General features: G+C 70.9%; 21 protein-coding genes. 15 read left to right on the top strand and 6 right to left on the bottom strand.

Features of this window, described 5'->3' with window-relative positions; genetic code table 11:
- Positions 1-31 precede the first annotated feature (31 nt).
- A complete protein-coding gene (locus ACQP2T_RS26805; RefSeq protein ID WP_433518797.1) occupies positions 32-829 on the top strand; it encodes an aminotransferase class IV family protein in 798 nt (265 codons plus the stop codon).
- A gap of 6 nt (positions 830-835) precedes the next feature.
- Here the strand turns inward: ACQP2T_RS26805 and ACQP2T_RS26800 are convergent, their stop codons facing one another.
- The gene (locus tag ACQP2T_RS26800) at positions 836-1,576 is read right to left on the bottom strand and encodes an SDR family oxidoreductase (protein WP_433518796.1); all 741 of its coding nucleotides are present in this window, start codon (positions 1,574-1,576) and stop codon (positions 836-838) included.
- An 85-nt stretch (positions 1,577-1,661) separates the two neighbouring features.
- Here ACQP2T_RS26800 and ACQP2T_RS26795 point away from each other — a divergent pair, with 85 nt between their 5' ends.
- Positions 1,662-2,225 carry a TetR/AcrR family transcriptional regulator gene (locus tag ACQP2T_RS26795; protein ID WP_433518795.1) on the top strand — a complete coding sequence of 188 codons (564 nt, stop codon included), beginning with the start codon at positions 1,662-1,664 and terminating at the stop codon, positions 2,223-2,225.
- Between the two features lie 12 nt (positions 2,226-2,237).
- Here the strand turns inward: ACQP2T_RS26795 and ACQP2T_RS26790 are convergent, their stop codons facing one another.
- Positions 2,238-3,443 (bottom strand): ROK family protein, encoded by a 1,206-nt coding sequence (locus ACQP2T_RS26790; protein ID WP_433518794.1) that lies wholly within the window; start codon positions 3,441-3,443, stop codon positions 2,238-2,240.
- Positions 3,444-3,530: 87 nt separating this feature from the next.
- Here ACQP2T_RS26790 and ACQP2T_RS26785 point away from each other — a divergent pair, with 87 nt between their 5' ends.
- The 4 genes from ACQP2T_RS26785 (at position 3,531) to ACQP2T_RS26770 (ending at position 8,041) form a co-directional block, all read left to right on the top strand.
- Positions 3,531-4,760 carry a Gfo/Idh/MocA family protein gene (locus ACQP2T_RS26785; RefSeq protein ID WP_433518793.1) on the top strand — a complete coding sequence of 410 codons (1,230 nt, stop codon included), beginning with the start codon at positions 3,531-3,533 and terminating at the stop codon, positions 4,758-4,760.
- A gap of 71 nt (positions 4,761-4,831) precedes the next feature.
- Complete coding sequence (locus ACQP2T_RS26780) at positions 4,832-5,923, top strand: Gfo/Idh/MocA family protein (RefSeq protein WP_433518792.1); 1,092 nt, start codon at positions 4,832-4,834, stop codon at positions 5,921-5,923.
- A 5-nt stretch (positions 5,924-5,928) separates the two neighbouring features.
- Positions 5,929-6,345: a gluconate 2-dehydrogenase subunit 3 family protein gene (locus ACQP2T_RS26775; protein ID WP_433518791.1), complete on the top strand. Its 417-nt coding sequence runs from the start codon at positions 5,929-5,931 to the stop codon at positions 6,343-6,345.
- Between the two features lie 43 nt (positions 6,346-6,388).
- Positions 6,389-8,041, top strand: a complete 1,653-nt coding sequence (locus tag ACQP2T_RS26770; protein ID WP_433518790.1) for a GMC oxidoreductase — start codon at positions 6,389-6,391, stop codon at positions 8,039-8,041.
- A 42-nt stretch (positions 8,042-8,083) separates the two neighbouring features.
- Here ACQP2T_RS26770 and ACQP2T_RS26765 read toward each other — a convergent pair whose 3' ends face one another.
- Positions 8,084-9,016, bottom strand: a complete 933-nt coding sequence (locus ACQP2T_RS26765) for an NADP-dependent oxidoreductase (protein ID WP_433518789.1) — start codon at positions 9,014-9,016, stop codon at positions 8,084-8,086.
- A gap of 427 nt (positions 9,017-9,443) precedes the next feature.
- On the opposite strand from ACQP2T_RS26765, the gene ACQP2T_RS26760 reads away from it, so the two are divergent.
- From ACQP2T_RS26760 to dmpG, 8 genes are all read left to right on the top strand, one after another.
- Positions 9,444-11,000, top strand: coding sequence for an ABC transporter substrate-binding protein (locus ACQP2T_RS26760; protein ID WP_433518788.1), 1,557 nt, complete (start codon positions 9,444-9,446; stop codon positions 10,998-11,000).
- 33 nt (positions 11,001-11,033) lie between these two features.
- Positions 11,034-11,981, top strand: coding sequence for an ABC transporter permease (locus ACQP2T_RS26755; RefSeq protein ID WP_433518787.1), 948 nt, complete (start codon positions 11,034-11,036; stop codon positions 11,979-11,981).
- A 32-nt stretch (positions 11,982-12,013) separates the two neighbouring features.
- Entirely contained in the window at positions 12,014-12,880 is an 867-nt protein-coding gene (locus tag ACQP2T_RS26750; RefSeq protein ID WP_433518786.1) for an ABC transporter permease, read from the top strand.
- Entirely contained in the window at positions 12,877-15,015 is a 2,139-nt protein-coding gene (locus tag ACQP2T_RS26745; RefSeq protein ID WP_433518785.1) for an ABC transporter ATP-binding protein, read from the top strand. The genes ACQP2T_RS26750 and ACQP2T_RS26745 overlap by 4 nt, the downstream gene beginning before the upstream one ends.
- Before the next feature lie 26 nt (positions 15,016-15,041).
- A complete protein-coding gene (locus ACQP2T_RS26740; protein WP_433518784.1) occupies positions 15,042-15,932 on the top strand; it encodes a sugar phosphate isomerase/epimerase family protein in 891 nt (296 codons plus the stop codon).
- 80 nt (positions 15,933-16,012) lie between these two features.
- On the top strand, positions 16,013-16,807 hold the full coding sequence (locus tag ACQP2T_RS26735) for a 2-keto-4-pentenoate hydratase (protein ID WP_433518783.1): 795 nt from the start codon (positions 16,013-16,015) through the stop codon (positions 16,805-16,807).
- Positions 16,804-17,700: an acetaldehyde dehydrogenase (acetylating) gene (locus tag ACQP2T_RS26730; RefSeq protein WP_433518782.1), complete on the top strand. Its 897-nt coding sequence runs from the start codon at positions 16,804-16,806 to the stop codon at positions 17,698-17,700. The genes ACQP2T_RS26735 and ACQP2T_RS26730 overlap by 4 nt, the downstream gene beginning before the upstream one ends.
- The gene (gene dmpG, locus ACQP2T_RS26725) at positions 17,697-18,719 is read left to right on the top strand and encodes a 4-hydroxy-2-oxovalerate aldolase (RefSeq protein WP_433518781.1); all 1,023 of its coding nucleotides are present in this window, start codon (positions 17,697-17,699) and stop codon (positions 18,717-18,719) included. The genes ACQP2T_RS26730 and dmpG overlap by 4 nt, the downstream gene beginning before the upstream one ends.
- A 37-nt stretch (positions 18,720-18,756) precedes the next feature.
- Here the strand turns inward: dmpG and ACQP2T_RS26720 are convergent, their stop codons facing one another.
- On the bottom strand, positions 18,757-19,551 hold the full coding sequence (locus ACQP2T_RS26720) for an IclR family transcriptional regulator (protein WP_433518780.1): 795 nt from the start codon (positions 19,549-19,551) through the stop codon (positions 18,757-18,759).
- Between the two features lie 116 nt (positions 19,552-19,667).
- Here ACQP2T_RS26720 and ACQP2T_RS26715 point away from each other — a divergent pair, with 116 nt between their 5' ends.
- On the top strand, positions 19,668-20,498 hold the full coding sequence (locus tag ACQP2T_RS26715; RefSeq protein WP_433518779.1) for an alpha/beta fold hydrolase: 831 nt from the start codon (positions 19,668-19,670) through the stop codon (positions 20,496-20,498).
- Positions 20,499-20,576: 78 nt separating this feature from the next.
- Here ACQP2T_RS26715 and ACQP2T_RS26710 read toward each other — a convergent pair whose 3' ends face one another.
- Together ACQP2T_RS26710 and ACQP2T_RS26705 are read right to left on the bottom strand one after the other, a co-directional pair.
- Complete coding sequence (locus ACQP2T_RS26710; protein WP_433518778.1) at positions 20,577-21,422, bottom strand: IclR family transcriptional regulator; 846 nt, start codon at positions 21,420-21,422, stop codon at positions 20,577-20,579.
- 246 nt (positions 21,423-21,668) lie between these two features.
- Positions 21,669-24,194 carry a cation-translocating P-type ATPase gene (locus ACQP2T_RS26705; RefSeq protein ID WP_433518777.1) on the bottom strand — a complete coding sequence of 842 codons (2,526 nt, stop codon included), beginning with the start codon at positions 24,192-24,194 and terminating at the stop codon, positions 21,669-21,671.
- Between the last annotated feature and the right edge of the window lie 154 nt (positions 24,195-24,348).

Genomic DNA, 24,348 nt, shown 5'->3' with positions numbered 1-24,348 from the left:
AAACGCACATTCCGTACCGCTGGAGCGAGGTATGTCTTCTTTCGTTGCACAACGTGACGGCCGGGTGGCCGACGCCACGGACCTTGCGCCGCTCGCTTTCGCCGGGTACGCGCACTTCACCGCCATGCAGGTGCGCGGCGGCCAGGTCCGGGGGCTGGACCTGCACCTGGAAAGGCTGCGGACGGCCTCCATAGCGCTCTTCGGGCGCGCGGTGCCCGACGACCGGGTGCGAGCCCTGTTGCGGGCAGCCGTCCAGGCCGGACCGGCCGATCTTTCTCTGACGGCCACGGTGTTCTCACCCGCCGGGGAGTACACGCCGGCGGACGCCGAGCCCGAGTTGCTCGTCCGTACCGGATCCGCGGCATCCGGACCTCGAGGTCCGCTCTCGCTGGCGGTGGTGGAGCATGAACGAGTGCTTCCGGCGGTAAAGCATGTCGGGGAGGTGGCCAAGACGTACTATCTCCGCCAGGCCGCAATGGCGGGCTTCGACGACGCCGCCTTCATCGACCGCCGGGGTCGGCTCAGCGAAGCGTCGATCTGGAACCTGGCCTTCTGGGACGGGACGGCGGTGGTGTGGCCAGAAGCCGAGATGTTGACCGGGACCACGATGGGCATCGTCCGCCGGCAGCTCGACCGCTTCGGGGTTCCCCAGCGCGTTCAGCGGATCCGGCCCGCCGACCTGCCAGGAATGGCCGGGGCCGTGGTGATGAACTCGTGGACACCGGCCGTTCCAGTGCGTCGAATCGGCTCCGTGCCTCTGCCCGACGCCCCGGCCTTCGAGGCGACCCTGCACCGGGCGTACCAGGCCGAACCGCCCACTACCCCGTAGGCGTTTCTAGCCTTGAACCGTCGGGCGGATGGTGACCTCGCCGATCTCGACATCCCGCGGCTGTTCGATGGCGAAGGCGACAACGCGGGCGACGGCCTCCGGATCGATGCCGAACCCCTCCATGTTGCGGCGGACCTCCTCACGGACCTGCGCGTCGTCGATCGAGCCGGTGAGTTCGGTACGGACGAAGCCCGGCGAGATCGCCGTCGTCCGCAGCACGCCGTCGGTCGACTCCTGCCGAAGTCCTTCCAGCAGAGTGCGTACGGCGTTCTTCGTCGCCGCGTAGACCGCCTGCGTAGGCACGATCTTCAGGCCCGACGTCGACACCGTGGTCACCAGATGGCCGTGGCCCTGCCGGCGGAACACCGGCATGGCGGCGGCGATGCCGTACAGCACTCCCCGCAGGTTGACGTCGATCATCGCGTCCCAGCCGTCGACGTCGAGGTCGCTCACGGGGCCGATCCGGGCGATGCCGGCGTTGCCCACCAGCACGTCAAGCCGGCCGAACTCCGCCACGGCCTGGCCGACAAGCCGTTCGAGGTCCCCGCGCCGGGTGACGTCCGTGGCACAGGTGATGGCACGTCCGCCACGATCGCGGATGTCCCGTGCGAGGTGGTCGAGGCGTTCTGTCCGGCGCGCGCCGAGGACGACCGCCGCGCCGCGCTCGGCGAGCAGACGCGCGGTGGCCTCACCGATGCCACTGCTCGCCCCGGTGATGGCGACGACCTTGCCGTCGATGGCAGTCATAGGAATCCCCCTCCGATAAAGTGGACACGTGTCCGCTTAATTCGAAGCTAACGGACACGTGTCCGCTTAGCAAAGTAGGGGAACGATGAGCCCGACCGGGCGCCGAGCCGACGCCGCCGACAACCGCGACCGGATCATCCAGGCCGCACGAGCGGTCATCGCGAACGCGGACGAGATCAAGCTCAACGCGATCGCCAAGCAAGCAGGGGTCGGGCAGGGCACCCTCTATCGCCACTTTCCCACCCGGGAGGCGCTACTCGTCGAGGTCTACCGGGAGGAGGTCGACGAGTTGGTGGCGGTGGCGCCGGCGCTGCTCGGCGAGCACGAGCCGCTCACGGCGCTGGCGCGCTGGTTCGACCGGGTCGTCGACTACGCGCAGGTCAAACGCGGGGTGTTCGCCGCCGTCGAGGCGTCGGTGTGGCAGGGCCTCGCGGCGCACAGCCTGGGCCCGATCGGTGACGCGCTGACCACCCTCCTCGACGCCGGCAAGGCGGACGGAAGCATCCGTTCCGACGTCGACGCGCGTGACGTCATCCTCCTCATGGGCTATCTGACCCGCCTTGAGGAGACCGAGTGGGACAGTCGACCCCGGCACCTGCTCCACATCGTTCTCGACGGGGTGCGGCGTCGCGACGGTGGTCAGCGATGACCGCGCGAACGGTCACGCCTCGGCGAGCAGGCGGCCCACTCCCGCCTGGCTGAAGGCCTCCCGGCCGGCCAGCGCGATCGCACCGAAGATCCCCGCGTCGGCGCCGAGCTGGCTCGGCATGATGATGAGCTTGCGCGTGGCCAGCGGCAACGCCTGTTCGTACACCGCGGCGCGTACCCCCGACAGGATCTCGTCCTGCAGCTCGCTCAACGGGCCGCCGAGCACCAGCGTGCGCGGATTCAGCGTGTGGATCAGCATCGCCACCACCTCGCCGATGTCGGTGGCCGCCTGGCGGATGCGGTGCAGTGCGCTGGTGTCGCTGTCGGCCACCAGGCGGGCCAGTTCGCGTGAGGCGTGCAGCCGGTCGTCGAACGAGGACGGCGTGATGCCGAGGTCGGCGAGGACCGCCCGATGGCTGGCCACGGCCTCCAGGCAGCCGGTCTTGCCGCATCTGCAGACGACGTCGCGGCGCGTGGGTGCCCGGATGTGCCCGATGTCGCCGGCCGCGCCGTCGGCGCCGCGATGGACCGTGCCGTCGGCCGTCACGATGCCGGCGCCGATGCCTGAGGCGACCTTGATGAACAGCAGGGGCGTGTCGGCCATCTCCTGGGTCGCCTCGCCCAGGGCCATCAGGTTCACGTCGTTGTCGACCGTGACCGCGGCGCCGAACTGCCCGCGCAGATAGTCCCCGACGGGGTAGGCGTCCCATCCGGGCATGATCGGCGGGCGTACCGCGCAGCCGCGCTGGAAGTCGACCGGTGCCGGCAGGCCGGCGACGACGTGGCGTACCCGAGCCGGATCGTGGTCGTGCTCGTCGAGCATCGAGCGCAGCCGCTCGGCCACCACGGCCAGCAGCTTCTCGGGACCGCCGTCGACGGACATGTCGACGGTGTCGCGGGCGATGACGGTGCCGCTGAGGTCGGCGATCGCCAGTTGGGTCGCGGACACGTCCACGTCGGCCACGGCGATGGTGCCGGCGCGCGGGCTGATGGTGAGCGCCCGGGGCGGACGTCCGCGTACGGACTGGCTCGACTCGGTCTCCTCGACGATGCCGAGCTCGATCAGCCTGTCCACCTGCTGGCTCACCGTCGATCGGGCCAGGCCGGTGAGCCGGGCGATGGCCGCGCGGCTGGTCGCCTCGCCGGTGGCGATCATACGGAGCACCTTGCGCAGCGCGATGGCCACAGGCGTCGGCCCGTGCTCGTCGTCTTTTTGCATGCGACGAAACTAAAGACGGCATCTTGTGGCTGTCAATGGCCTCAATCATGCTCTTATACGGCAATACACTCGTCCGGAGGTCTGAACGTGGCGCATCCGCATATCCAAGCCGTGATCGTCGGCGCCGGCTTCATCGGTTCGGTACACGCGGCGGCCGTGCGCGGCGTCGGCGCGACCGTGCGCGGCGTCGTCGGCTCCACCCCGAGCCGTTCGGCCGCGCTCGCCGACGAGTGGAACGTCCCGGCGCGTTACCCGGACCTGGCGGCCGTACTCGCCGACGACGCGGTCGACGTGGTGCACATCTGCACGCCGAACGCGCTGCACGCCGACCAGGCGGAGGCGGCGTTGCGGGCCGGCAAGCACGTGATCTGCGAGAAGCCGATCGCGACGTCGCTCGCCGACGCCGAGCGGCTCGCCGCGGTATCCGCCGAGACCGGCCGCACGCTCGCCGTCCCGTACGTCTACCGCTACCACCCGCTGGTACGCGAGATCCGGGCCCGCCGGATGAGCGGCGACTTCGGCGCCTGGCAGCTCCTGCACGGCAGCTACCTGCAGGACTGGATGCTCGACACCGGCGCCACGAACTGGCGTGTCGACGCCGCGCGGGGCGGGCCCTCCCGCGCCTTCGCCGACATCGGGTCGCACTGGTGCGACCTGGTCGAGTGGGTGGCCGGGGTACGGTTCCACGAGGTGACGGCCCGGCTCGGCGTCACCATACCGAAGCGCCCGGCGGGCAGCGGCGACACCTTCAGTCCGAGCGACCCGAGCAGTCTAAATGGTCCGGACAGTGGAACGATCCGGGAGACGAGCAGGCCGGACGGTCCGGAGAATGGGACGAACGGAGTGGCAGCGGACGAACTGCGGCCGGTCTCGACCGAGGACGTCGCCGCGGTCCTGCTTCGGACGGCCGACGGGGTCCTGGGCTCGCTGACGGTGTCGCAGGTCTCCGCCGGACGCAAGAACCGCCTCTGGTTCGAGCTCGACGGCGCGGACGGCAGCGCCGTGTTCGACCAGGAGAACCCCGAGTCGGTGTGGCTCGGCGACGCCGACGGCGCCCGAATTCTCGTACGGGACCCGGGCCGGGGCTCGGCCGAGCAGCGCCGCCTGGCCACGCTTCCGTCGGGACACTCCCAGGGGTACGGCGACTGCTTCCGCGCGTTCGTCGACGACGCCTACTCGGCCATGGCCGGCCACCAGGTGGAGGGACTGCCGACGGCCGCCGACGGTGTCCGCTCGGCGCACCTGATCGACGCGGTGCTGCGTGCCAACGACAGCCTCGCCTGGACCGTGGTCGAGCGGGCCCCAGCGCGCATGTGAGGCAGGCCCTCACGATCAGGCACCTTTTCTCCACCTAAGGCTTATCCACCTAAAGAAGGACAGAGAACGACATGGCGACACACCACCGCATCGGCATCCTCGGCAGCGGCAACATCTTCGGCCGGTACGTCACCGGCATGGCCCGCTACCCGGAGCTCGAGATCGTCCGCGTCGGCGACATCGACGTCGACCGGGCCAAGCGGGCCGCCGCCGAGCACGGCATCCCGGGGTGGGGGGACGCCGACGAGCTCTACGGCGACGACTCGATCGACATCGTGGTGAACCTGACCCCGCCGGCGCACCACGCGAGCACCATCATGCGGGCGCTCGACGCCGGCAAGCACGTCTACGTGGAGAAGCCGATCGCCACGACCGTCGCCGACGCGAAGACGGTGCTGGCGGCGGCCGCGGCCAGCGGGCGCGTGCTGGGCTCGGCCCCGGACACCTTCCTCGGCAGTGCCAGCCAGACCGCGCGCAAGGCGCTCGACGACGGGCTGATCGGCGAGCCCATCGGCGCGTCGGCGTTCATCCGGCACAGCAAGGCCGAGACCTGGCATCCGGACCCGCGCTTCCTCTTCCAGGCCGGTGGCGGCCCGGTGCTGGACATGGGCCCGTACTACCTCGCGATCCTGGTGAACCTGCTCGGCCCCATCAGGTCCGTGGCGGGGGCCGCCCGCATCGGCGCCCCGGTACGCACGGTGACCGCGCCGGACCGGGCCGTCGACCACATCGACGTCGAGGTGGCCACCCACGCCTCAGGCGTCCTGGTCTTCGATTCCGGGGTCATCGGCACGACGCTGATGAGCTTCGACGTCTGGGACAGCGATCTGCCCGCCATCGAGATCTACGGCACCGAAGGCACGCTCTCGGTGCCCAACCCCAACCACTTCGACGGCGACGTCCGGGTGCGGCGGCACGGCGAGGCGGACTGGACCGTCCTGCCGCCGGTCGTGGAGTTGTTCGGCGCGGTCGGCACCAAGGAGCAGGCCCGCCGGGGGCTCGGCGTACGGGATCTGGCCGACGCGATCGAGGGCGGCCCGCACCGCGCCAACGCCGCGTTCGCCTTCCACGTGCTCGAGGCGCTCTCCGCGATCGACGGGGCCGCGCAGGTCGTCACCTTGGAGAGCACGTGTGAACGTCCGGCGGGCCGCTTCGAGAGCTGACCGTGATGGCGGACCTGACCGCTTTACAGGTCGCGACCCTGAGCGCGGTCGTCGACACGATCGTCCCCGCCGATGAGCATCCGGGCGGCGTCGAGGCCGGTGTCCTCGACTACCTCGAGGGGCAGTTCGGGCGCGACCTGGCGGGTCTGCGCGCGTATTACGGCGCCGGCCTCGACGCGCTCGACGCCGAGGCCGACCAGACGTACGGCGTGCGGTTCGGCCTGCTCGAACCCGACCGGCGGGAGGCTCTGTTGCGCGCCGTCGAAGCCGGGGAGACGCGCACGCCGTGGCCGTTCGACGCGCCGGCGTTCGTGAGCACGGTGGTGGAGCACGTCATGGAGGGCTTCTACGGCGATCCTGGCAACGGCGGCAACCGCGACGCCGTGTCATGGCGGATGATCGGGTTCGAGGTGAGCGACTGATGTCTGCGGTCGCGGTGCTGATCGGCTTCGAGGTGAGCGACTGATGCGGGAAGACGCCGGGCGGGGCGAGCGGGTGGACGCGGTGGTGATCGGGTCGGGCGCCGGCGGCGGGGTCGCCGCCGCGGTCCTCGCTCAGGCGGGCAAGCGGGTGCTCGTCCTGGAGCGCGGTCGCGACCTCACCTACGAGCAGATCGGCCGCGACCACCTGCGCAATCACCGGATCGCCCGCTATCCGCACCGATCCGGACCAGACCTCGAGGGGAGCCCACGCGTCGCCGTCGACATGACGGGCCGCGAGAGTCTGGTACGAGCGCACGAGCCGGGCTTCCACGGCAACGCCACGCTGGTCGGCGGCGGCACCCGGCTCTACGGGGCCCAGGCGTGGCGCTTCCTGCCCACCGACTTCACGATGGCCGGCACGTACGGCGTCCCAGCGGGCAGCAGCCTCGCCGACTGGCCCATCGGCTACGACGACCTGGCACCCTATTACGAGCGCGCCGAATGGGAGATCGGGGTGTGTGGCGACCACGTGGCGAGCAGCCGTCACTGGGCGCGCGCGAAGGCGTACCCGATGCCCCCGCTTCCCGAGGGCCTTCAGGCAAAGGCGCTGCGGCGCGGCGCGGCCGCCCTCGGCTGGGACGTGCTGCCGATCCCCCTGCTGATCAACTCGGTGCCGTACGCCGAGCGGGCCGCCTGCACCCGCTGCCAGCACTGCGTCGGCTTCGCCTGCCCGGTGGACGCCAAGAACGGCTCGCACAACACCGTCCTGCGCCGCGCCCTCGCCTCCGGCCACGCCCGGTTGCGACCGGAGGCCGTCGCCGAACGCGTTCTCTGCGATCCCGCCGGCCGCGTCACCGGCGTCCGCTGGGTGGACCGCTCGGGAGCGCGTCACGTCGTCGAGGCCGAGGTGGTGGTCTGCGCCGCCGGCGCGATCGAGACCGCCCGGCTGCTGCAGAACTCACCGACCCGGCGCGAGCCGTACGGGCTGGGCAACAACCACGATCAGGTGGGACGGCATCTGCAGGGCCATGCCTACGTGTGGGCGCTGGCCGAGATGGACGAGCCCGTGCACGACGGACGCGGCCCGGGGGTCTCGGTCGCGACCCTCGACTTCGCGCATCACAACGACGGCGTCATCGGCGGGGCGATGCTCGCGGACGAGTTCACGGTGCTGCCCATCGCCTTCTGGGCGCGGAACCTGCCGCCGGACCTGCCCCGCTGGGGACCCGTCAATAAGCGGTACATGCGTGACAACTACCGGCGCGTCATGCGCGTGGGGGGACCCGTCCAGGAGATCCCCAGCCCGCACGCGCGGACCCGGCTCGACCGCCACGTACGCGACCGCTGGGGCATCCCGGTCGCCCGCCTGTCCGGCACGACTCATCCCGAGACCCTGCGGACCGCCGCCCACCTCAGCGAACGGGCCCGCGAATGGCTCGTCGCCTCGGGCGCGCGCCGGACGTGGAGCGGGCCGGTTCCCCTGGCGTTGCACGGCGGACAGCACCAGTCGGGTACGTGCCGGATGGGCGACGACGAGCGGACGTCGGTCGTCGACCGCTGGGGCCGGGTCCACGGCCATGACAACCTCTACGTCGTGGACGCCTCGGTGCACGTCACCAACGGCGGCGTCAACCCGGTCCTGACGATCATGGCCCTGGCCTTCCGCGCGACCGAACGGCTCTGCGCGGAGTGGTGAGCACGACTTTCATCGAGCTGCCGGCGAAAGCGTAAGTGAGGCTCAGCGACGTCCGGCGACGTCGAGCACGACCTTGCCGGACACGTGACCGGACTCCACCAGCGCCAGCGCCTGCGCCGCTTCGGCCAGCGGAAACACCCGGCCGACGCACGGATCCAGCTTCCCGGCGGCGACGAGCTCGGCCAAGGCCGGCAGCGTCCCCGTACCCCCTGTCCGCTTCAGCGGGCGCGCGCCGAAGCGGGCGGCGATCTTCTCGTCGGCCACGGTCGTCACCCGCGTCCCTTCGGTGATCACGCCGGCCACGCCGGGCAGCGCGTCACCGCCGACCAGGTCGAGCACGGCGTCGGCGCCCGCCGGAAGCAGGTCCCGGAGCCGGTCGGCGACGTCGTCGCGGTCGTAGGCCATCGCCGTGGCGCCGAGAGACTGGAGAAACTCGCGCTTCGCCGCGCTCGCGGTGCCCACGACGGCGACTCCGTCCATGGCCGCGAGCTGGACCGCTATCGTGCCCACTCCCCCACCGGCGCCCAGGATCAGCAGCCTCTGCCCCGGAGTCAGGCCGAGCTCGGCGAGACTCTCGTAGGCGGTGCCCGCCGCGATCGGCAGCGCCGCCGCGTCGGTGAAGGACAGTCCGTCCGGCATGCGCGCCGCCTTGGCGGCCGGCAGCAGCGCGAACTCGGCGTACCCGCCGCTGCCGCCGACCGTACTGCCGAAGACCCGGTCACCGGCGGCGAGGCCGACCACTCCGGTGCCGGTCCGCACCACGGTGCCCGCGACCTCGCGGCCGAGGGTCGCGGGCAGCCGCAGCGGCAGAAAGGCACGATGCATTCCCTCACGGACCTTCCAGTCCACCGGGTTGACGCCGGCCGCGCGCACCTCGACGAGCACCTCGCCCTCACCCGGCTCGGGCGCGGGAACGTCCAGGAAACGCTGGACGTCCGGACCGCCGTACTCGATGAACGCGTATGTCAGGGGCATGATCCCGGAGGCTACCCGGCTCCGGCCGACCGGCGCGGCCCTCCGTCTCGGTCAGTGAACCGGCGGGCCAGGCCGGGGACCACGAACGGGCCGTTCCGGTGAGCGAACCGGCGCGGGGGTACGTCGGAATCCTCCGGTCCTAGGGTGTGAGGCCACCACCTGAAGGACGGTGACGCGACGGTGCGAATGCCTGGCGATCACGCTGCCGAACCCGTTCGGCACCCGGTGATCATCTCGGCCGTCCTCGGCTACGGATGGCGTGGCCGTACCGAAAACGCTCCCTTTATGACGGGAACAAAACTAAAAGCGGCGGGTTGTGCCTGTCTGAGTCGCGAACCATGCTCCTCGCCAGGGGACAAATCGGGCCGACTGTACAATTCCCGACACCCCGGCATACACACCCCCCAGAACGTCTCGAGGAGTATCGATGTCAGTGACGAATTGGCGCCGCCGGCTCACAGCAAGCGCCGCCGGCGCGGCGATGCTCGCGTCCGCCGCGTGCAGCGCCGCCACCCAGGGCGCCCCGGGGAATTCCGCGTCCGCCGGCCCGGTGAGCCAGGGCGGCAACCTGGTCGTCGGACAGACGACCGAAGCCGAGCCGGGCTCCTTCCTCAAGACCTCCTTCGGCAACATCCTGTGGGAGTACGCCGTCTTCGAGACGCTGACCCTCATCGACACCAAGACCGGGCAGCCCAACGGCGTCCTGGCCAAGTCGTGGACCCTGGCCCCCGACGGCAAGAGCATGGACATCAAGCTCCGTGACGACGTGACCTTCCACAGCGGCCGCAAGCTGACCGCGGCCGACGTCACCTTCGCCATCGAGAAGGTCCAGGACCCGAAGACCGGGGCGGCCAACCAGTCGATCGCCGCGCAGATCTCCGAGATGAAGGCCAAGGGCGACTACGAGCTGACGCTCACCTTCAAGCAGCCGCTGCCGAACATCTTCGACCTCTTCGAGACGATGCCGATCCCGAACAAGGACGCCTACGCCGACTACGCGGCCGGTACGAAGGTGGACGGCACCGGGCGCTTCGAGTGGAAGTCGTGGACCCCGGGCGGCAAGCTCCAGCTCACCAAGTACGCCAAGTACCGCGATGTCCAGAACACCCGCCTGGACAGCATCGAGGTCAACCTCATCAAGGACCCGACGGCGATGGTCGCGGCCATCCGCAGCGGCCGGGTCCAGTACGGCGTCGGCCTGGCCGGGCTGGACGCGAGAAGCCTGAGCCAGCAGCCGGGCTTCTCCCTCGTGTCCTCCGGCGGCGCGGCGATCCCGCTCGGGTTCGACGTGACCGAGCCGCCCTTCGACAACAAGGCCGTGCGCCAGGCGATCCACTACGCGATCGACCGCGACCGCATCGTGCAGCAGGTCGAAGGCGGGCAGGCCCAGGCGACCAACCTGCCGTGGCGGCCCTCCACGATCGGCTATGACGCCGCGCAGACCAAGCAGTACACCTACCAGCCGGACAAGGCCAAGCAGATGCTGGCCGCGGCGGGGGTGAAGGCGGGCACCTCGTTCGAGGTGACCATGCTGAACACGCCCGAGGCCACCGGGGTCTTCCAGATCGTCAAGAACAACCTGGCCGCCGTCGGGCTGGAGGCCAAGCCGGTCATCGCCACGGCCGACTATGACGCCAAGGTCGCGGCCAAGGACATGGGCACGCCCGCCTTCCTGATGATGAACAGCAACGGCCTCTCGCCGGCCAGCGCCGTCGTGAGCCGTCCGGAGCTGCTGGCGGACGAGAACGTCTCGCACTTCAAGAGCCCCGAGTACACCAAGCTCGTGAAGGCGGTCACCACCGCCAGCACCACGCCCGACCAGCAGAAGGCGCTCCACGACTACAGCGCCTACTTCGCCGACCAGGCGTTCGTGCTCCCGCTGATCACGCGCCCCACCCTCACGGTGCGCTCCAACGCCCTGAACGGCCTCGCGCCGACCCAGATGGGCTTCCTCGACATCAGCCGGGCCTGGCTGTCCAAGTAATCGACCTCTAGACCGACTGGCGGTATCGAGACGATGGTCCGGTTCCTGATACGCAAGATCCCATCGCTGGTGTTCGTGCTCTTCGCGAGCTCGATCGTCGCCTTCGCCCTGCCTCGCCTGGCACCGGGGGATGTCGCCGTCACCCTCGCCGGCACGGATCCGACCGCGGCCACCATCGCCGCGATCCGGGAGCAGCTGGGGCTGGACCGGCCCCTCGTGCTCCAGTACTGGGACTGGATCGCCGGGCTCCTCCAGGGGAACCTCGGAGAGTCCTACCTCCTGCACCGCAGCGTCGCGAGCCTGATCGGCGACCGGCTCAAGAGCACCGTCGAGCTGTCGGTGTTCGCGACGCTGCTGGTCATCCTGGGTGGAACGCTCCTGGGGGTCGCGGTCGGCTCGGCCAGACGCCGCTGGGCGCGGGCCGGCCTCGACCTGATCAACAGTTTCTTCGTCGCCATCCCGTCGTTCCTCACCGGGCTGGCGCTGATCCTCGTCTTCGGCGTGCTGAACCGCTGGCTGCCCGTCAGCGGCGAGGTCAGCTTCGTCGACGATCCGGTGATCGGCTTCCAGTTCCTGATCCTGCCGGCGATCGCGCTGGCCCTGCCCTCGGCGGCGGTCGTCGCCCGCCTGTTGCAGGCGGAGATGCTCGCCGCCAAGAACGAGGACTACGTCGACCTGGCGCTGAGCAAGGGCGCGTCGGCCGCGCGGATCACCGTCCGGCACGTGCTGCGCAACAGCGTGGGCACGGCGGTCGTCGCCGTCGGGCTCCAGGTGGGCAACCTGCTGGCCGGCGCGGTCATCATCGAGGCGATCTTCAATCGCAACGGCCTCGGCCAGCTGGCCGTCTCCAGCGTGCAGACCCGCGACTTCACCGTGCTGCAGGTACTGATCCTCGCCATCGTCTTCGTGGCGGTGATCTGTCAGATCCTCACCGAGGTCGTCCTGGCGGCCCTCGACCCGCGCATCAAACTGGGAGAGTAGGGATGGCAGACCTTCCCCTGACATCTGGCCCCTTGGCAACCTCCGACGCGGCGCCGCCACAGGCCCGCCGACGTGTGAACCCGACCCTGGCTCGCTACCTGTCCGCCTTCCGTACGCCGAAGGGCGTGGTCGGGCTGTCGATGCTCCTCCTCCTGGGACTGGCCGCCCTGTTGGCGCCCGTGCTGTTCCCGGGAGGCTACGACCAGCAGGGCCCGCAGTCGCTGACCGGCATGTCGGGCGCGCACATCTTCGGCGTCGACGAGTTCGGCCGGGACATCTTCGTCCGCAGCGTCTACGGCCTGCGCATCGACCTGAGCCTCATCCTCACCGCGGTCCCCCTCAGCATGGCGATCGGCACGCTGCTCGGTCTGACCGGCGCGATCTCCGAACGCCTGGGCGCCGCCGTGCAGCGACTGCTCGACGTGATCATCGGCTTCCCCGGCCTGATCCTGGGGATCTGCCTGGTCGCCATCCTCCAGCCGGGCTGGCCGGCGCTCTTCCTGACGATCCTGATCAGCGGCCTGCCCACCGCCGGGCGCCTGGCCCGCGGCGCGTGGCTGAGTCAGCAGAGCAGGGAGTACGTCCTGGCCGCCCGGGTGATCGGCGTCTCGCGATGGCAGCTGCTCGTCCGCCACGTCCTGCCGAACGCGATGGACGCGATCGTCGTCAACGGCGCCGTCTGGATGGTCGTCGGCGTCTACATCGAGGCCGGACTGAGCATCGTCGGCCTCGGCGTGCAGCCGCCGACGCCCTCGCTCGGCGTGCTGCTGAACAACGGCCTGCGCTTCGTCACCCAGGCGCCGACGTACATCATCGGCCCCGCCCTGCTCCTTCTCCTGCTCGCGATCGGCTTCAGCCTGCTGTCGGACGCGCTCAACGAGGCGGTGAACCGCCGATGACCTCCCCCAACGCCACCGAGTCACCACTACCGAAGACGGGCAAGGGTGTGCCGCTCCTGCGTGTCGAGGGCCTGCGTACGGAGTTCCGCCTGAAGAAGGGCGGCGTCAAGGCCGTCAACGACGTCAGCTTCGACATCTATCCGGGCGACGTGCTGGGCATCGTCGGCGAGTCCGGCTCGGGCAAGTCGGTGACGGCCCGATCCATCATGCGCATGCTGCGCCCGCCGGGCGAGGTCGTCGCCGGCTCCATCCGCTTCGACGGCGAGGACCTGCTCACGCTGCCCGAACGCGAGATGCGGCGGCGGCGCGGCAGCAAGGTGGCGATGGTCTTCCAGGACCCGCAGTCCGCGCTCAACCCCGTCATGAAGGTGGGCGACCAGATCGTCGAGGCCATGACGGTGCACGGCGTCGACAAGCGGGCGGCGCGCGAGCGCGCGATCGAGCTCCTGGAGCAGGTCGGCATCCCCGACGTGCAGACGAAGATCGACCACTATCCGCACCAGTTCTCCGGCGGTATGCGCCAGCGCGTCGTCATCGCGATCGCCCTGGCCAACGACCCCGCGCTGCTGGTGGCGGACGAGCCGACCACGGCTCTGGACGTCACCATCCAGGCGCAGATCCTGCGCCTGCTGGCCAGGCTCCGCACCGAGCTGGGCATCGCCATCGCGATCATCACCCACGACATGGGTGTGGTGGCCGAGCTCTGCACGGACGTCGTCGTCATGTACGGCGGTCGCACGGTCGAGAAGGGGACCGTCGAGCAGGTCTTCGAGCGTCCGCGCCATCCCTACACCGCGGCGTTGCTGGCCGCCATGCCGCGCCTGGACGACGACCGGATCGGCCAGCCGCTGCCCGCGATCCCGGGAGCGCCGCCCGACCCCGCCGCGCCGCCACCCGGCTGCCCGTTCGCCCCTCGGTGCCGTTTCACCGAGGAAGCCTGCGAGCAGGAGCCACCGGCGTTGCTGCGGATCGGTGACGCGGGGCAGGCGGCGGCCTGCTTCGTCGCCCAGCGTGCCGTCGACGTCTCCGTCGACGACCCCGGCCGCACCGGCTCCGCGCCCGACGAACCCGCCGCCCCCGCGTCGGACGGGCCCGCCGTCACCACCCGGAACGAGCAGGCCGCTCCCCCGGCGGCCACGGCCGTGCTGGAGGTCCGCGATCTGAGGGTCGACGTCGGATCCCGGCGGCGCGGCTTGTTCCACCGCGAGCCACCCGTATACGCCGTCGACTCGGTGAGCCTGACCGTGCATCAGGGCCGAACGCTCGGGCTGGTGGGCGAGAGCGGCTGCGGCAAGTCGACGCTGTCGCGCAGCATCGTCGGCATCAACCAGGTCGCCGACGGATCGATCCTCATCGACGGCGCCGACGTGAGCGCGCTGGGCGAGGAGGATCTGGGCCGGGTCCGCTCCTCGGTGCAGTACCTCTTCCAGGATCCGTACGCGTCACTGAACCCGCGCCGCACCATCCGGCAGTCGCTGGCCGAGGCGCTCGCCTTCAGAGGCATCGGCCGGCGCGAGCGCGAGGACGAGGCGCGATCCCTGATGACGCAGGTCGGGCTCCGCCCCGAGTACCTCGACCGCTACCCCCACGCGTTCTCCGGCGGCCAGCGCCAGCGGATCGGGATCGCCCGCGCGCTGGCCCGGCAGCCGCGCGCGCTCATCCTCGACGAGCCGGTCTCCGCGCTGGACATGTCGATCCAGGCGCAGATCATCAACCTGCTGGAGAAGCTGCAGAACGAACTCGGGCTCGGCTACCTGTTCATCGCCCACGACCTGTCGGTCGTGCGTCACCTCAGCGACACCGTCGCCGTGATGTACCTCGGCCGGATCGTGGAGCACGGCGACGCCGCCGACGTCTACGGCAACCCGCAGCACCCCTACACCGCCGCCCTGCTGTCGTCGTCGCCCGTCCCCGCGGTCTCGGCGCGCTCGCGCGAGCGCATCGTGCTGCCCGGTGATCTGCCCAGTCCGGCGAACCCGCCCTCCGGCTGCCGGTTCCGTACCAGGTGCCCGATCGGCCCGCTGGCCAACCCGGAGCGGACGATCTGTACCGAGGTCGACCCCCAGCTCACCCTCACGGCCACCGGCCAGCGGGCCGCCTGCCATTTCGCCGGCGAGCTCGCCCCCAAATCCTGACCCCCCATCTATTGAAAGGAAGCCATATGTCCGGCACCCCGAAGATCGCGCTCAACCCGATCCAATGGATGGCCAGCGCCGACGGATGGCTGGACCCGTCCCTCGCGCCCGAGCCGAAGCAGCGGCTGTCCCTGATCAAGCAGGCCGGATTCGACTCCGTCATGGCGGAGGTCCCGGCCGGCTGGACCGTGGAGCAGTACCAGGCGCTCCTGGAGGAGACCGGCCTGACGCTCGCGCCCGGCTACTTCGTCTGCCGCTCCGATGGCAGGGACGGCACCGAGGACGACGTCGTGGCCGGCGCCGCCGAGACCGCCCGCCAGCATGCCCGGCTGGGCATGACCGAGATCGGTCTGGGCATGGGCATGGGCAAGGACAAGCCGCGGGTGGCGCACCCCGCGCAGGCGTACGACGCCGACGACTCCCGCGTCGAGGCGGTGACGGCGCTGATCGGGCGGATCGCCGACGCCATGGTCGCCGAGGGCGTCCGGCCGTCGCTGCACCCGCACGTCGGCACCTGGATCGAGACCGAGGAGGAGGGCCGGGCGGTGCTCGACGCCATTCCGGCCTCCCGGCTCGGCTTCCTGCCCGACACGGGGCACCTGGCGTGGGCCGGCGCCGACGTCGGCCGGTTCGTCAAGGACTACGCCGAGCGGATCCCGTTCGTGCACGTGAAGGACTGCCGGCTCAGCGTCGCCGCCGAAGGGCGCGAGAAGGACTGGGGCTACCAGCAGACCGTCCTCGCCGGGCTGTGGGTCGAACCCGGCCGGGGTGAGCTCGACCTGCCCGGCATCATCGCCAACCTGCCCGGCAACTTCGACGGCTGGCTGATGGTCGAGGTGGACCGTCCCGACATCGCCGACCCTTACGAGAGCGCGCAGGTGTCGGCCCGCTGGATGCACAGCACGTTCCCCTCGTAGACCCAGCGCCGACGCGGCCCCCTTCCGGCCGCGTCGGCACTTATGAACGACCCATGTCAAGAACTGCGAGAGGAGCGATTGTGGAGCCAGGCTCCGTGGAGAAGGCCGCCGCCGATCTGCTGGCGGCGTACCGTACCGGCGACCCGATCCAGCCACTTACCACCACCTATCCGGAGCTGTCGGTGGCGGACGCGTACGCCATCCAGCGCCACCAGATCGACGCACTGGTCGCGGACGGCGCGGTCGTCAAAGGTCACAAGGTCGGCCTGACCTCGGCGGCGATGCGCCGCCAGCTCGGCGTGGACCAGCCCGACTACGGACACCTGCTGGACTCCATGTTCCACCTGGACGGCGCCCCGATCGACACCGGCCGCTTCCTGCAGCCGCGGATCGAGCCGGAGATCGCCTTCGTGCTCAAGCGCCCCCTGTCCGGGCCCGGCGTGACCACGGCCGAGGCCGCCGCGGCGGTGGACTTCCTGCTGCCCGCGCTGGAGATCATCGACTCCCGGATCGCGGACTGGCGGATCACCCTGGCCGACACCATCGCCGACAACGCCTCCAGCGGCGGCGTGGTGCTCGGCACCCGCCCGATCCGGCTGGAGACCGTGGACCTGGCGCTGGCCGGCTGCCTGCTGCACCGCAACGGCGACCTGGTCCAGACGGGGGCGGGCGGCGCCGTACTCGGTTCCCCGCTCAACGCGCTGGTCTGGCTGGCCAACACCCTCGGCGAGCAGGGTGTCGCCCTGGAGGCGGGACACGTCGTCCTGCCCGGCTCGGTCACCGTGGCCATCCCGGTCACCGCCGGGGACATCGTCAGCGCCACCTTCGCCGGGATCGGCACCGTGACCGCCCGTTTCCAGGAGGAGATCGCTTGACCAGGCTGAGCGCCGCCATCGTCGGCCCCGGGAACATCGGCACCGACCTGCTGGTCAAGCTGCTGCGCAGCGAAGCGATCGACGTGCACTCCATGGTCGGGGTGGACCCGGCCTCCGACGGCCTGGCCCGTGCCCGCGCCCTAGGCGTCGAGGCGTCCGCGGGCGGCGTGGACTGGCTCCTGGCCCAGGACCGGCTGCCGGACCTGGTCTTCGAGGCCACCTCGGCCAAGGCGCACCTGGCCAACGCCCCGCGCTACGCCGAGGCCGGGATCAAGGCCATCGACCTGACGCCCGCCGCCGCCGGACCGTTCGTGTGCCCTCCGGTGAACCTGGCCGATCTGTCGGACGTGCCCAACCTCAACATGATCACGTGCGGCGGGCAGGCGACGATCCCGATCGTGCACGCGGTCTCCAGCGTGGTGCCGGTGCCGTACGCCGAGATCGTCGCCTCGATCGCCTCACGCTCGGCCGGACCGGGCACCCGGGCCAACATCGACGAGTTCACCCAGACCACCGCCCGCGCCATCGAACAGGTCGGCGGCGCGGACCGGGGTAAGGCGATCATCATCCTCAACCCGGTCGACCCGCCGATGATCATGCGGGACACCGTGTTCTGCGCGATCCCCGCCGACGCCGACACCGACGCCATCGCCGCCTCGATCCACGCGATGGTGGCCGACGTCGCCGCGTACGTGCCCGGCTACGCCCTGCGCGCCGATCCCCAGTTCGACGGCCCGCGCGAGGTCTGGAACGGTCATGCCCGCGTGGCCGTGTTCCTGGAGGTGCGCGGCAACGGCGACTACCTGCCGCCGTGGGCCGGCAACCTCGACATCATGACCGCCGCGGCCGCCCGCGTGGGCGAGCAGCTCGCGCTCGGAAAGGTCTCCGCGTGACCGAGAAGATCAGGCTTACCGACTCCACACTGCGTGACGGCAGCCACGCCATGGCCCACCGCTTCACCGAGGAGCAGGTACGTGGTGTCGTCCACGCCCTGGACCAGGCCGGGGTTGAGGTGATCGAGGTCACGCACGGTGACGGTCTCGGCGGCTCGTCCTTCAACTACGGGTTCTCTCTCGAGGACGACATCAAGTTGGTCGCCGCCGCGGTGGACGAGGCGGTCTCCGCCGAGATCGCCGTACTGCTGCTTCCGGGCCTCGGCACGGTGGAGGACCTCAAGCAGGCGCACGGCGCGGGCGCGTCGGTGGCCAGGATCGCCACCCACTGCACCGAGGCGGACGTCTCCCTCCAGCACTTCGCCGCCGCGCGCGAGCTGGGCATGGAGACCGTCGGCTTCCTCATGCTGTCGCACCGCATCGGCCCGGCCGAGCTGGCCCGGCAGGCACGGATCATGGTGGACGGCGGCGCCCAGTGCGTCTACGTGGTGGACTCCGCCGGCGCCCTCGTGCTCGGCGAGGCGCAGGCGCGCGTCAGCGCGCTCGTCGCCGAGATCGGCCATGAGGCGCAGGTGGGCTTCCACGGCCACCAGAACCTGTCCCTCGGCGTGGCCAATTCGGTCCTGGCCGCCCAGAACGGCGCCCGCCAGATCGACGGCGCGCTCTGCGCGCTCGGCGCCGGGGCGGGCAACGCGCCCACCGAGGTGCTGGTCGCCACCTTCGAACGGCTCGGCGTCCCGACCGGCGTGGACGTCCAAGGCGCACTCGCCGCCGCCGAGGACGTGGTCAAGCCGTTCCTGCCGCGCCTGCCGTTCGCCGACCGCTCCGCGATCACCCAGGGGTACGCCGGGGTGTACTCCAGCTTCCTGCTGCACGCCGAGCGGGCCGCGCTGAGGTACGACGTGCCCGCGCACGAGATCCTGCAGCGGGTCGGCGAGGCGGGGTATGTCGGCGGGCAAGAGGACATGATCATCGACGTGGCCCTCCAACTCGCCGCCGACCGGAACCGCGTCGCCTGAGCCTCCGAGGCCGAGGCGGTCCGCTGCCTCGGCCAGGTCATGTCCGGCGGTCGATGGCCAGGGCGATGCCCGCGGCGGTCGAGCGGAGTTCGGGCAGCAGCCGCCTGGTCACCAGGCGCGCCAGCGGTGCCGCGGCCGACACCGACGCGACGACCGTTCCGTCAGCGCGCACGACGGGCACCGCCATGCTGCCGAACCCCAGAAGGATCTCCTCCGTCTCAACGGCGTAACCACGTTCCCTGACCACCTCAAGCTGGCGGCGCAGGTCTTCGACGGACCCGACCGTCCGTGGCGTCAGGGACGGCCAGCCGGTCAGCGCGAGGCGGCGGAGCCGCTCCTCCCTGTCGGGGGACGTCGCGAGCAGGACCTTCCCCGTCGCCGTGCACGACGCGGGCAGCCGCCCGCCGACCAGGGAGTGCGTATGGACGTTCGCCTCACCCGCGACCTTCTCCACGTACAGCACATGGCCGCCGTCGAGGACCGCCAGGTGGATGGTCGCCCGGGTGGCGGCGAACAGGTCGATGAGCAGGGGCCGGGCCACCCGACGCAGCACCGCCGCCACCGGCACCCGCTGCCCCAGCTCGAACATCCGCATGCCGAGCTGGTAGACGTCCCCCCTGCGTTCGAGCAGCCCCCATTGCACCAGCTCCTGCGCGAGCCGGTACGCCGACGCCTTCGGCACCCCTGAGCGCCGGCTGAGCTCGCTGAGCCGGAGCTCGAAGGCCCCCGACTCGAAGGCGCCGAGCAGGAGCTGGGCCTTGCCGAGCACCGAGTTGGGGTAGTCCGCGTCATCGCCGGAGCCGGACGCCGCAGCGAACATCTGTGACGACATCGGGACTCCTTCACGCCGGTCCGGTCACCGGTCCCCTCCGGTAGTGATCGCCGATGCGCCCGGCAAGACTCCGGATGGGAAAGCCACCTTACCTCCGCCCGACATAAGAGGATGTTTTGGACATTACGCCGCCCCTTCGATTCGGGTACGCCGACTCGCCGTTCGGCCAGCTGCACTACGCCGAGCAGGGCGCGGGCCGCCCTCTCCTGCTGCTGCATCAGACCCCGAGATCATGGGACGAGTTCCGGGAGCTGATCCCCCTCCTGGCGCCGCACCGGCGCGTCATCGCCATGGACATGGTCGGTTTCGGGGCCAGCGCGAAGGCCCCGGCACCCCACACGATCGAGCTCTTCGCGGCCGGCGCGCTGGCGCTGCTGGACGCCCTGGACATCGAGTGCGCCGACGTCCTGGGCCACCACACCGGCGGCGTGGTGGCGGTCGAACTGGCGGCGTCCGCGCCGGAGCGGGTCGGGCTGCTCGTCCTGTCGTCGACTCCGTGGACCGACTCCCGATTCCGCCGGTCCCACGCGGACGGTCCGGGGGTGGACGAGGCCGTGCACTCCCCCGGTGGCGACCACCTGCTGACGCTGTGGCGGCTGCGGCAGCCGTACTATCCCGACCCGGCCACGGGCCTGCTCGACCGGTTCGTCCACGACGCCCTGGCGCCCGGGGTCGATCCCGCGGAGGGGCATCGGGCGTGCGCGCGGTACTACATGGAGGACAAGATCGGCTCGGTCAAGACGTCGGTGCTGCTGCTGGGCGCAGCGGCGGACCCGTTCGCGCTGCCGGCCATGGCGCCGCTCCGGGAGAACCTCACCGGGGCGCTGAGCGTGACGTCGGCCGTGGTCGAGGGCGGCATGATCCCGCTCATGGAGCACAAGGCAGCGGAGGTGGCAGGGATCGTGACGACATTCCTGACAGGCACGCCACTCGAGGGCGCCTCATAGCCGACGCTCCCGACGGACAGGCCCGTCCTGGCCGACGTCCCCGCCGGGCAGGCAGGTCCTGGCGCCTCGTTGCCGGTGTCAGCTTCTGCCGCCGTCGGCGACCATGATCGACTTCGTGATGCGCCTGCTCACCATGCTCAACAGCCCCACGTACTTGTTGACATCGGCACGGAAGGTCGGCGCCGTCACCGACAGCGCCGCGACCACCGTTCCGGTGGCGCCGGTGAGCGGGATGGCGACGCTGAGGTAGCCGACGCGGGTCTGCTCCCGCTCGATGGCGTACCCGGTCTTGCGGGCCTGCTGGATCTCCTGGGCGAGCAGCTTGGGCGCGGTGATCGTACGGGGGGTCACGCGCGCCAGGGAGGTGGCCACCACGTCGCCGAAGAGCGCCCCCGGGCCGAAGGCGATCAGGGCCTTGCCGGTCGCCGTGCAGTGCAGCGGCATGCGCCCGGCGATGCGCGACGGCCTGGACACCTGACCGTGGCCCGACACCTTCTCCAGGTAGATCACTTCCAGCCCGTCCAGCACCGCCAGATGGATGGTCTCGCCCGTCGCCTGGTAGAGGTCCTCCATGAACGGCCGCGCCGCGTCGCGCAGGATCCGCTGGCGCGGGACGCGCTGCCCGATCTCGAACAGGCGCATGCCCAGCCAGTACTCGGAGCCGCGCCGCTCCAGCAGGCCCCATTGCAGCAGTTCCTGGGCCAGCCGGTGGACCGACGCCTTGGCGACTCCGGTGCGGCGGACGATCTCGGACAGGCCCAGGCTCTCGTCATCCGGGCCGAACGCCTCGAGGATCAGCCGTACCTTGCCCAGCACGCTGTTCGCCGACCCGTCGGGCTCGGCCGGGTAGGCGATCGCCACCGGCTGGGGTTCACCGTCGGCATCGGGGGCGGGGAGGCGAGACGACGGGTAGATAAGGGACATTGGGTGATAATCAGGCCAATGTCCTGTTTCATTCAACGGGCCTGTTCCGGTGAGCGAGACAACCCCGCGTGATTCTTCTCAGCGCCGATCTCGACGTCACGAACTACCTGTCCACCACGAGGATCCTGCATAAACACCCAGGTAGACGGCATGATTCTCGTGCGGGCAGCTGGCCGGGTCCCGTACGACGATCACCGGGTTCAGCCTCGTCCAGCGGCTGCGCGGAGAAGTCCGAGCCGATGTGGTTCATGGCAGTTGCCCACTACCAGGTGGAGGTGCCGCCATAACAGATACTGATCCGGTCGTATCCGGTCGAGAGCCCGCGTCTTCACGTGCGCGCTTGGCTCGCCATGCCTTGTGCGCGGTGTCCGCCAGGATCATGACGGGAATCGCCAGCGCGGCCAGTGCCCATCCCGCGGCGCTTGGGAAGGCGCCGCCGAGCAGGTTCGAGACGGGTGGCAGGCCGAGGAAGGCCAGCAGCAGCACGGCTTCGAAGGCGATCGCGCCGAGCAGCAGGGGGTTGGTGCGCAAGCGGATGCGCCCGACCCAGCGGGATTCGCTGCGGCAGGCGAAGGCGTTGGCGAGCTGGCCGAGCACGACGGCGGCGAAGGCCGTACCCGAGGCGGCGGCGAGCAGGCCGGGACTCGGGGCAGTGCCGAAGTGCCAGCCGCCGAGCAGCAGGACGCCGACGAACGCGCCCATCTCGGCCATGGCCTGGGCGGGCCCCAGCACGCCGAAGACGCGGACGAGCAGGCGGCGGTCGATGAGGTTGCCGGTGCGGGCCGGGCCCTGCATGGTGCGCGGGTTGGCCGGTTCGGCGCCCAGGGCGAGGGCGGGCAGCAGGTCGGTGCCGATATCGAGGGCGAGAACCTGCAGCACGGTCAGGGCGAGAGGGAAGGTGCCCAGAGACAGCGCCCAGATGGCGAACGGGGTGAGTTCGGCGACGTTGTCGGTCAGGTGGTAAGTAAGGAAGCGGCGCACGTTGGCGTAGGTCGCCCGGCCCAGCTCGACCGCGCCGACGATGGTGGCGAAGTGGTCATCCAGCAGCACCAGGTCGGCGGCCTCGCGGGCGACGTCGGTGCCCGACTTGCCCATGGCGATGCCGATATCGGCCTCGCGCAGCGCCGGCGCGTCGTTGACGCCGTCACCGGTCATCGCCACCACGTGCCCGCGCCCGCGCAAGGCCCGGGCGATGCGCAGCTTGTCCTCCGGCGTCACGCGGGCGATCACCACGCCGTCGTGGTCGAGCAGCTCGCCCAGCGCGGCGTCGTCGGCGGGCAACTCGGCGCCGGTGACCACCAGCTCGTCCGGGCCGAGCAGCCCGACCTCGGCGGCGATGGCGCGGGCGGTGCGCGGATGGTCACCGGTGAGCATGGCCAGCTTGATCCCGGCGAGCCGGCACTTCCAGATCGCCTCGGCCACATCCTCGCGCGGCGGGTCGTACAGCCCGACCAGGCCAAGAAGTTCCAGCTCTGACTCCTCAGCCGTGTCACCGCGTGCGACGGCGAGCACTCGCAGGCCGTGATCGCTCATCCGGGCCAGCTCGTCATCGGCCCCAGGTGCGGCCCGGCACAGCGGCAGCACGGCATCCGGTGCGCCTTTCAGGTGCAGCCGGCCGTCCACCACGACGGAAGCGCGGCGCCGTGCCGGGTCGAAGGGGAAGCGCCGGGTGACCTGCCCTTCCACGTCGGCTCCGAGGCGCAGCGCTTCGACGTGCAGGGCCACCTCCATGGGGTCGCCCACGGGCTTGCCGCCGCTGAGGCGGCCGGTGGAGCTCAGCACCGCCGTGCGCATGACCTCGGCGGGTGAGCTCGACGGCGCCCAGATCTCGGCCACGGTCATCTCGTTGCGGGTCAGCGTGCCGGTCTTGTCGGTACAGATGAACGTGGCCGAGCCGAGCGTCTCCACCGCTTCCAGGTGGCGTACCAGGGCGTTGCGGGCGGCCATCCGCTGGGCGGCGCGGGCCAGGGACAGTGTGACGGTGGGCAGCAGCCCTTCGGGTACCAGCGCGACCGTGACGCCGATGGCGAACAGGAAACCCTGCCCCGGCTCCATCCCGAGCAGCACGGCCAGCCCGAAGAACGCCGTGCCGACGGCCACCGCGATCCCGGCGACGACCTTGACGACCTTGCCGAGCTGGACGGCCAGCGGGCTGGGCGGCCTGATCGCCTCCCTGGTCAGCTTGGCGATAGCGGCCAGCCGGGTACGCGCCCCGGTGGCCGCCACGACGGCCTCGGCCTCCCCCTCTACCACGAACGTGCCCGCGTAGACCGCGTCACCCGCTCGCGGCCGGGCGGGACGGCTCTCCCCGGTCAGCATGGATTCGTTGACGGCCAGCCCGTGCACCTCGGCCAATTCCAGGTCGGCCGAGATCCGATCTCCCGCCTCCAGCAGCACGACGTCTCCGACCACCAGATCAGCCGCGCCGATCAGCGTGCGCCTGCCGTCCCGCCTGACCACCACGTTGGCCGGGATCAGCTCCCGCAACCGCTGCGTGGCCCGATCGGCGCGGTACTCCTGGGCGAAGGCGAAGCCCCCGTTGAGCAGCACGACCACCGTGATCGCCACGGCCAGCTGCGGCATCCCGGCCAACAGGGCGAGCGCGGCCGCTCCCCACAGCAGCAGGGCGAAGAAATGCACCATCTGGCGCAGCAGCAACGCCACGGGAGAGACACGGCGAGCCGCAGGCAGCGCGTTCGGGCCATCGGCGGCCAGCCGCTCCGCCGCTTCGACGGCGGTCAGCCCGCTTCGGGGTTGGGACAGGATGGTCATGCCCTCCACTCTTGTCGCGGCCCTCTGCGTTGGGCAGGGACTTTCGGCACCAGCCCACGAGCCGTCCGGCACTGCCGGTGACGCCCGGCCGTGCCCGGAAGTGGGCTGTTCTCGAACCCCGGCCGATGCCGCGTCACCCGCGCCTCGCCTCCAG

Source organism: Nonomuraea sp. CA-143628, assembly GCF_050942315.1.
Taxonomy (GTDB): Bacteria; Actinomycetota; Actinomycetes; order Streptosporangiales; family Streptosporangiaceae; genus Nonomuraea.
Note: the sequence above shows the minus strand (reverse complement) of the source record. Positions and strands in the feature narration are given on the sequence as shown.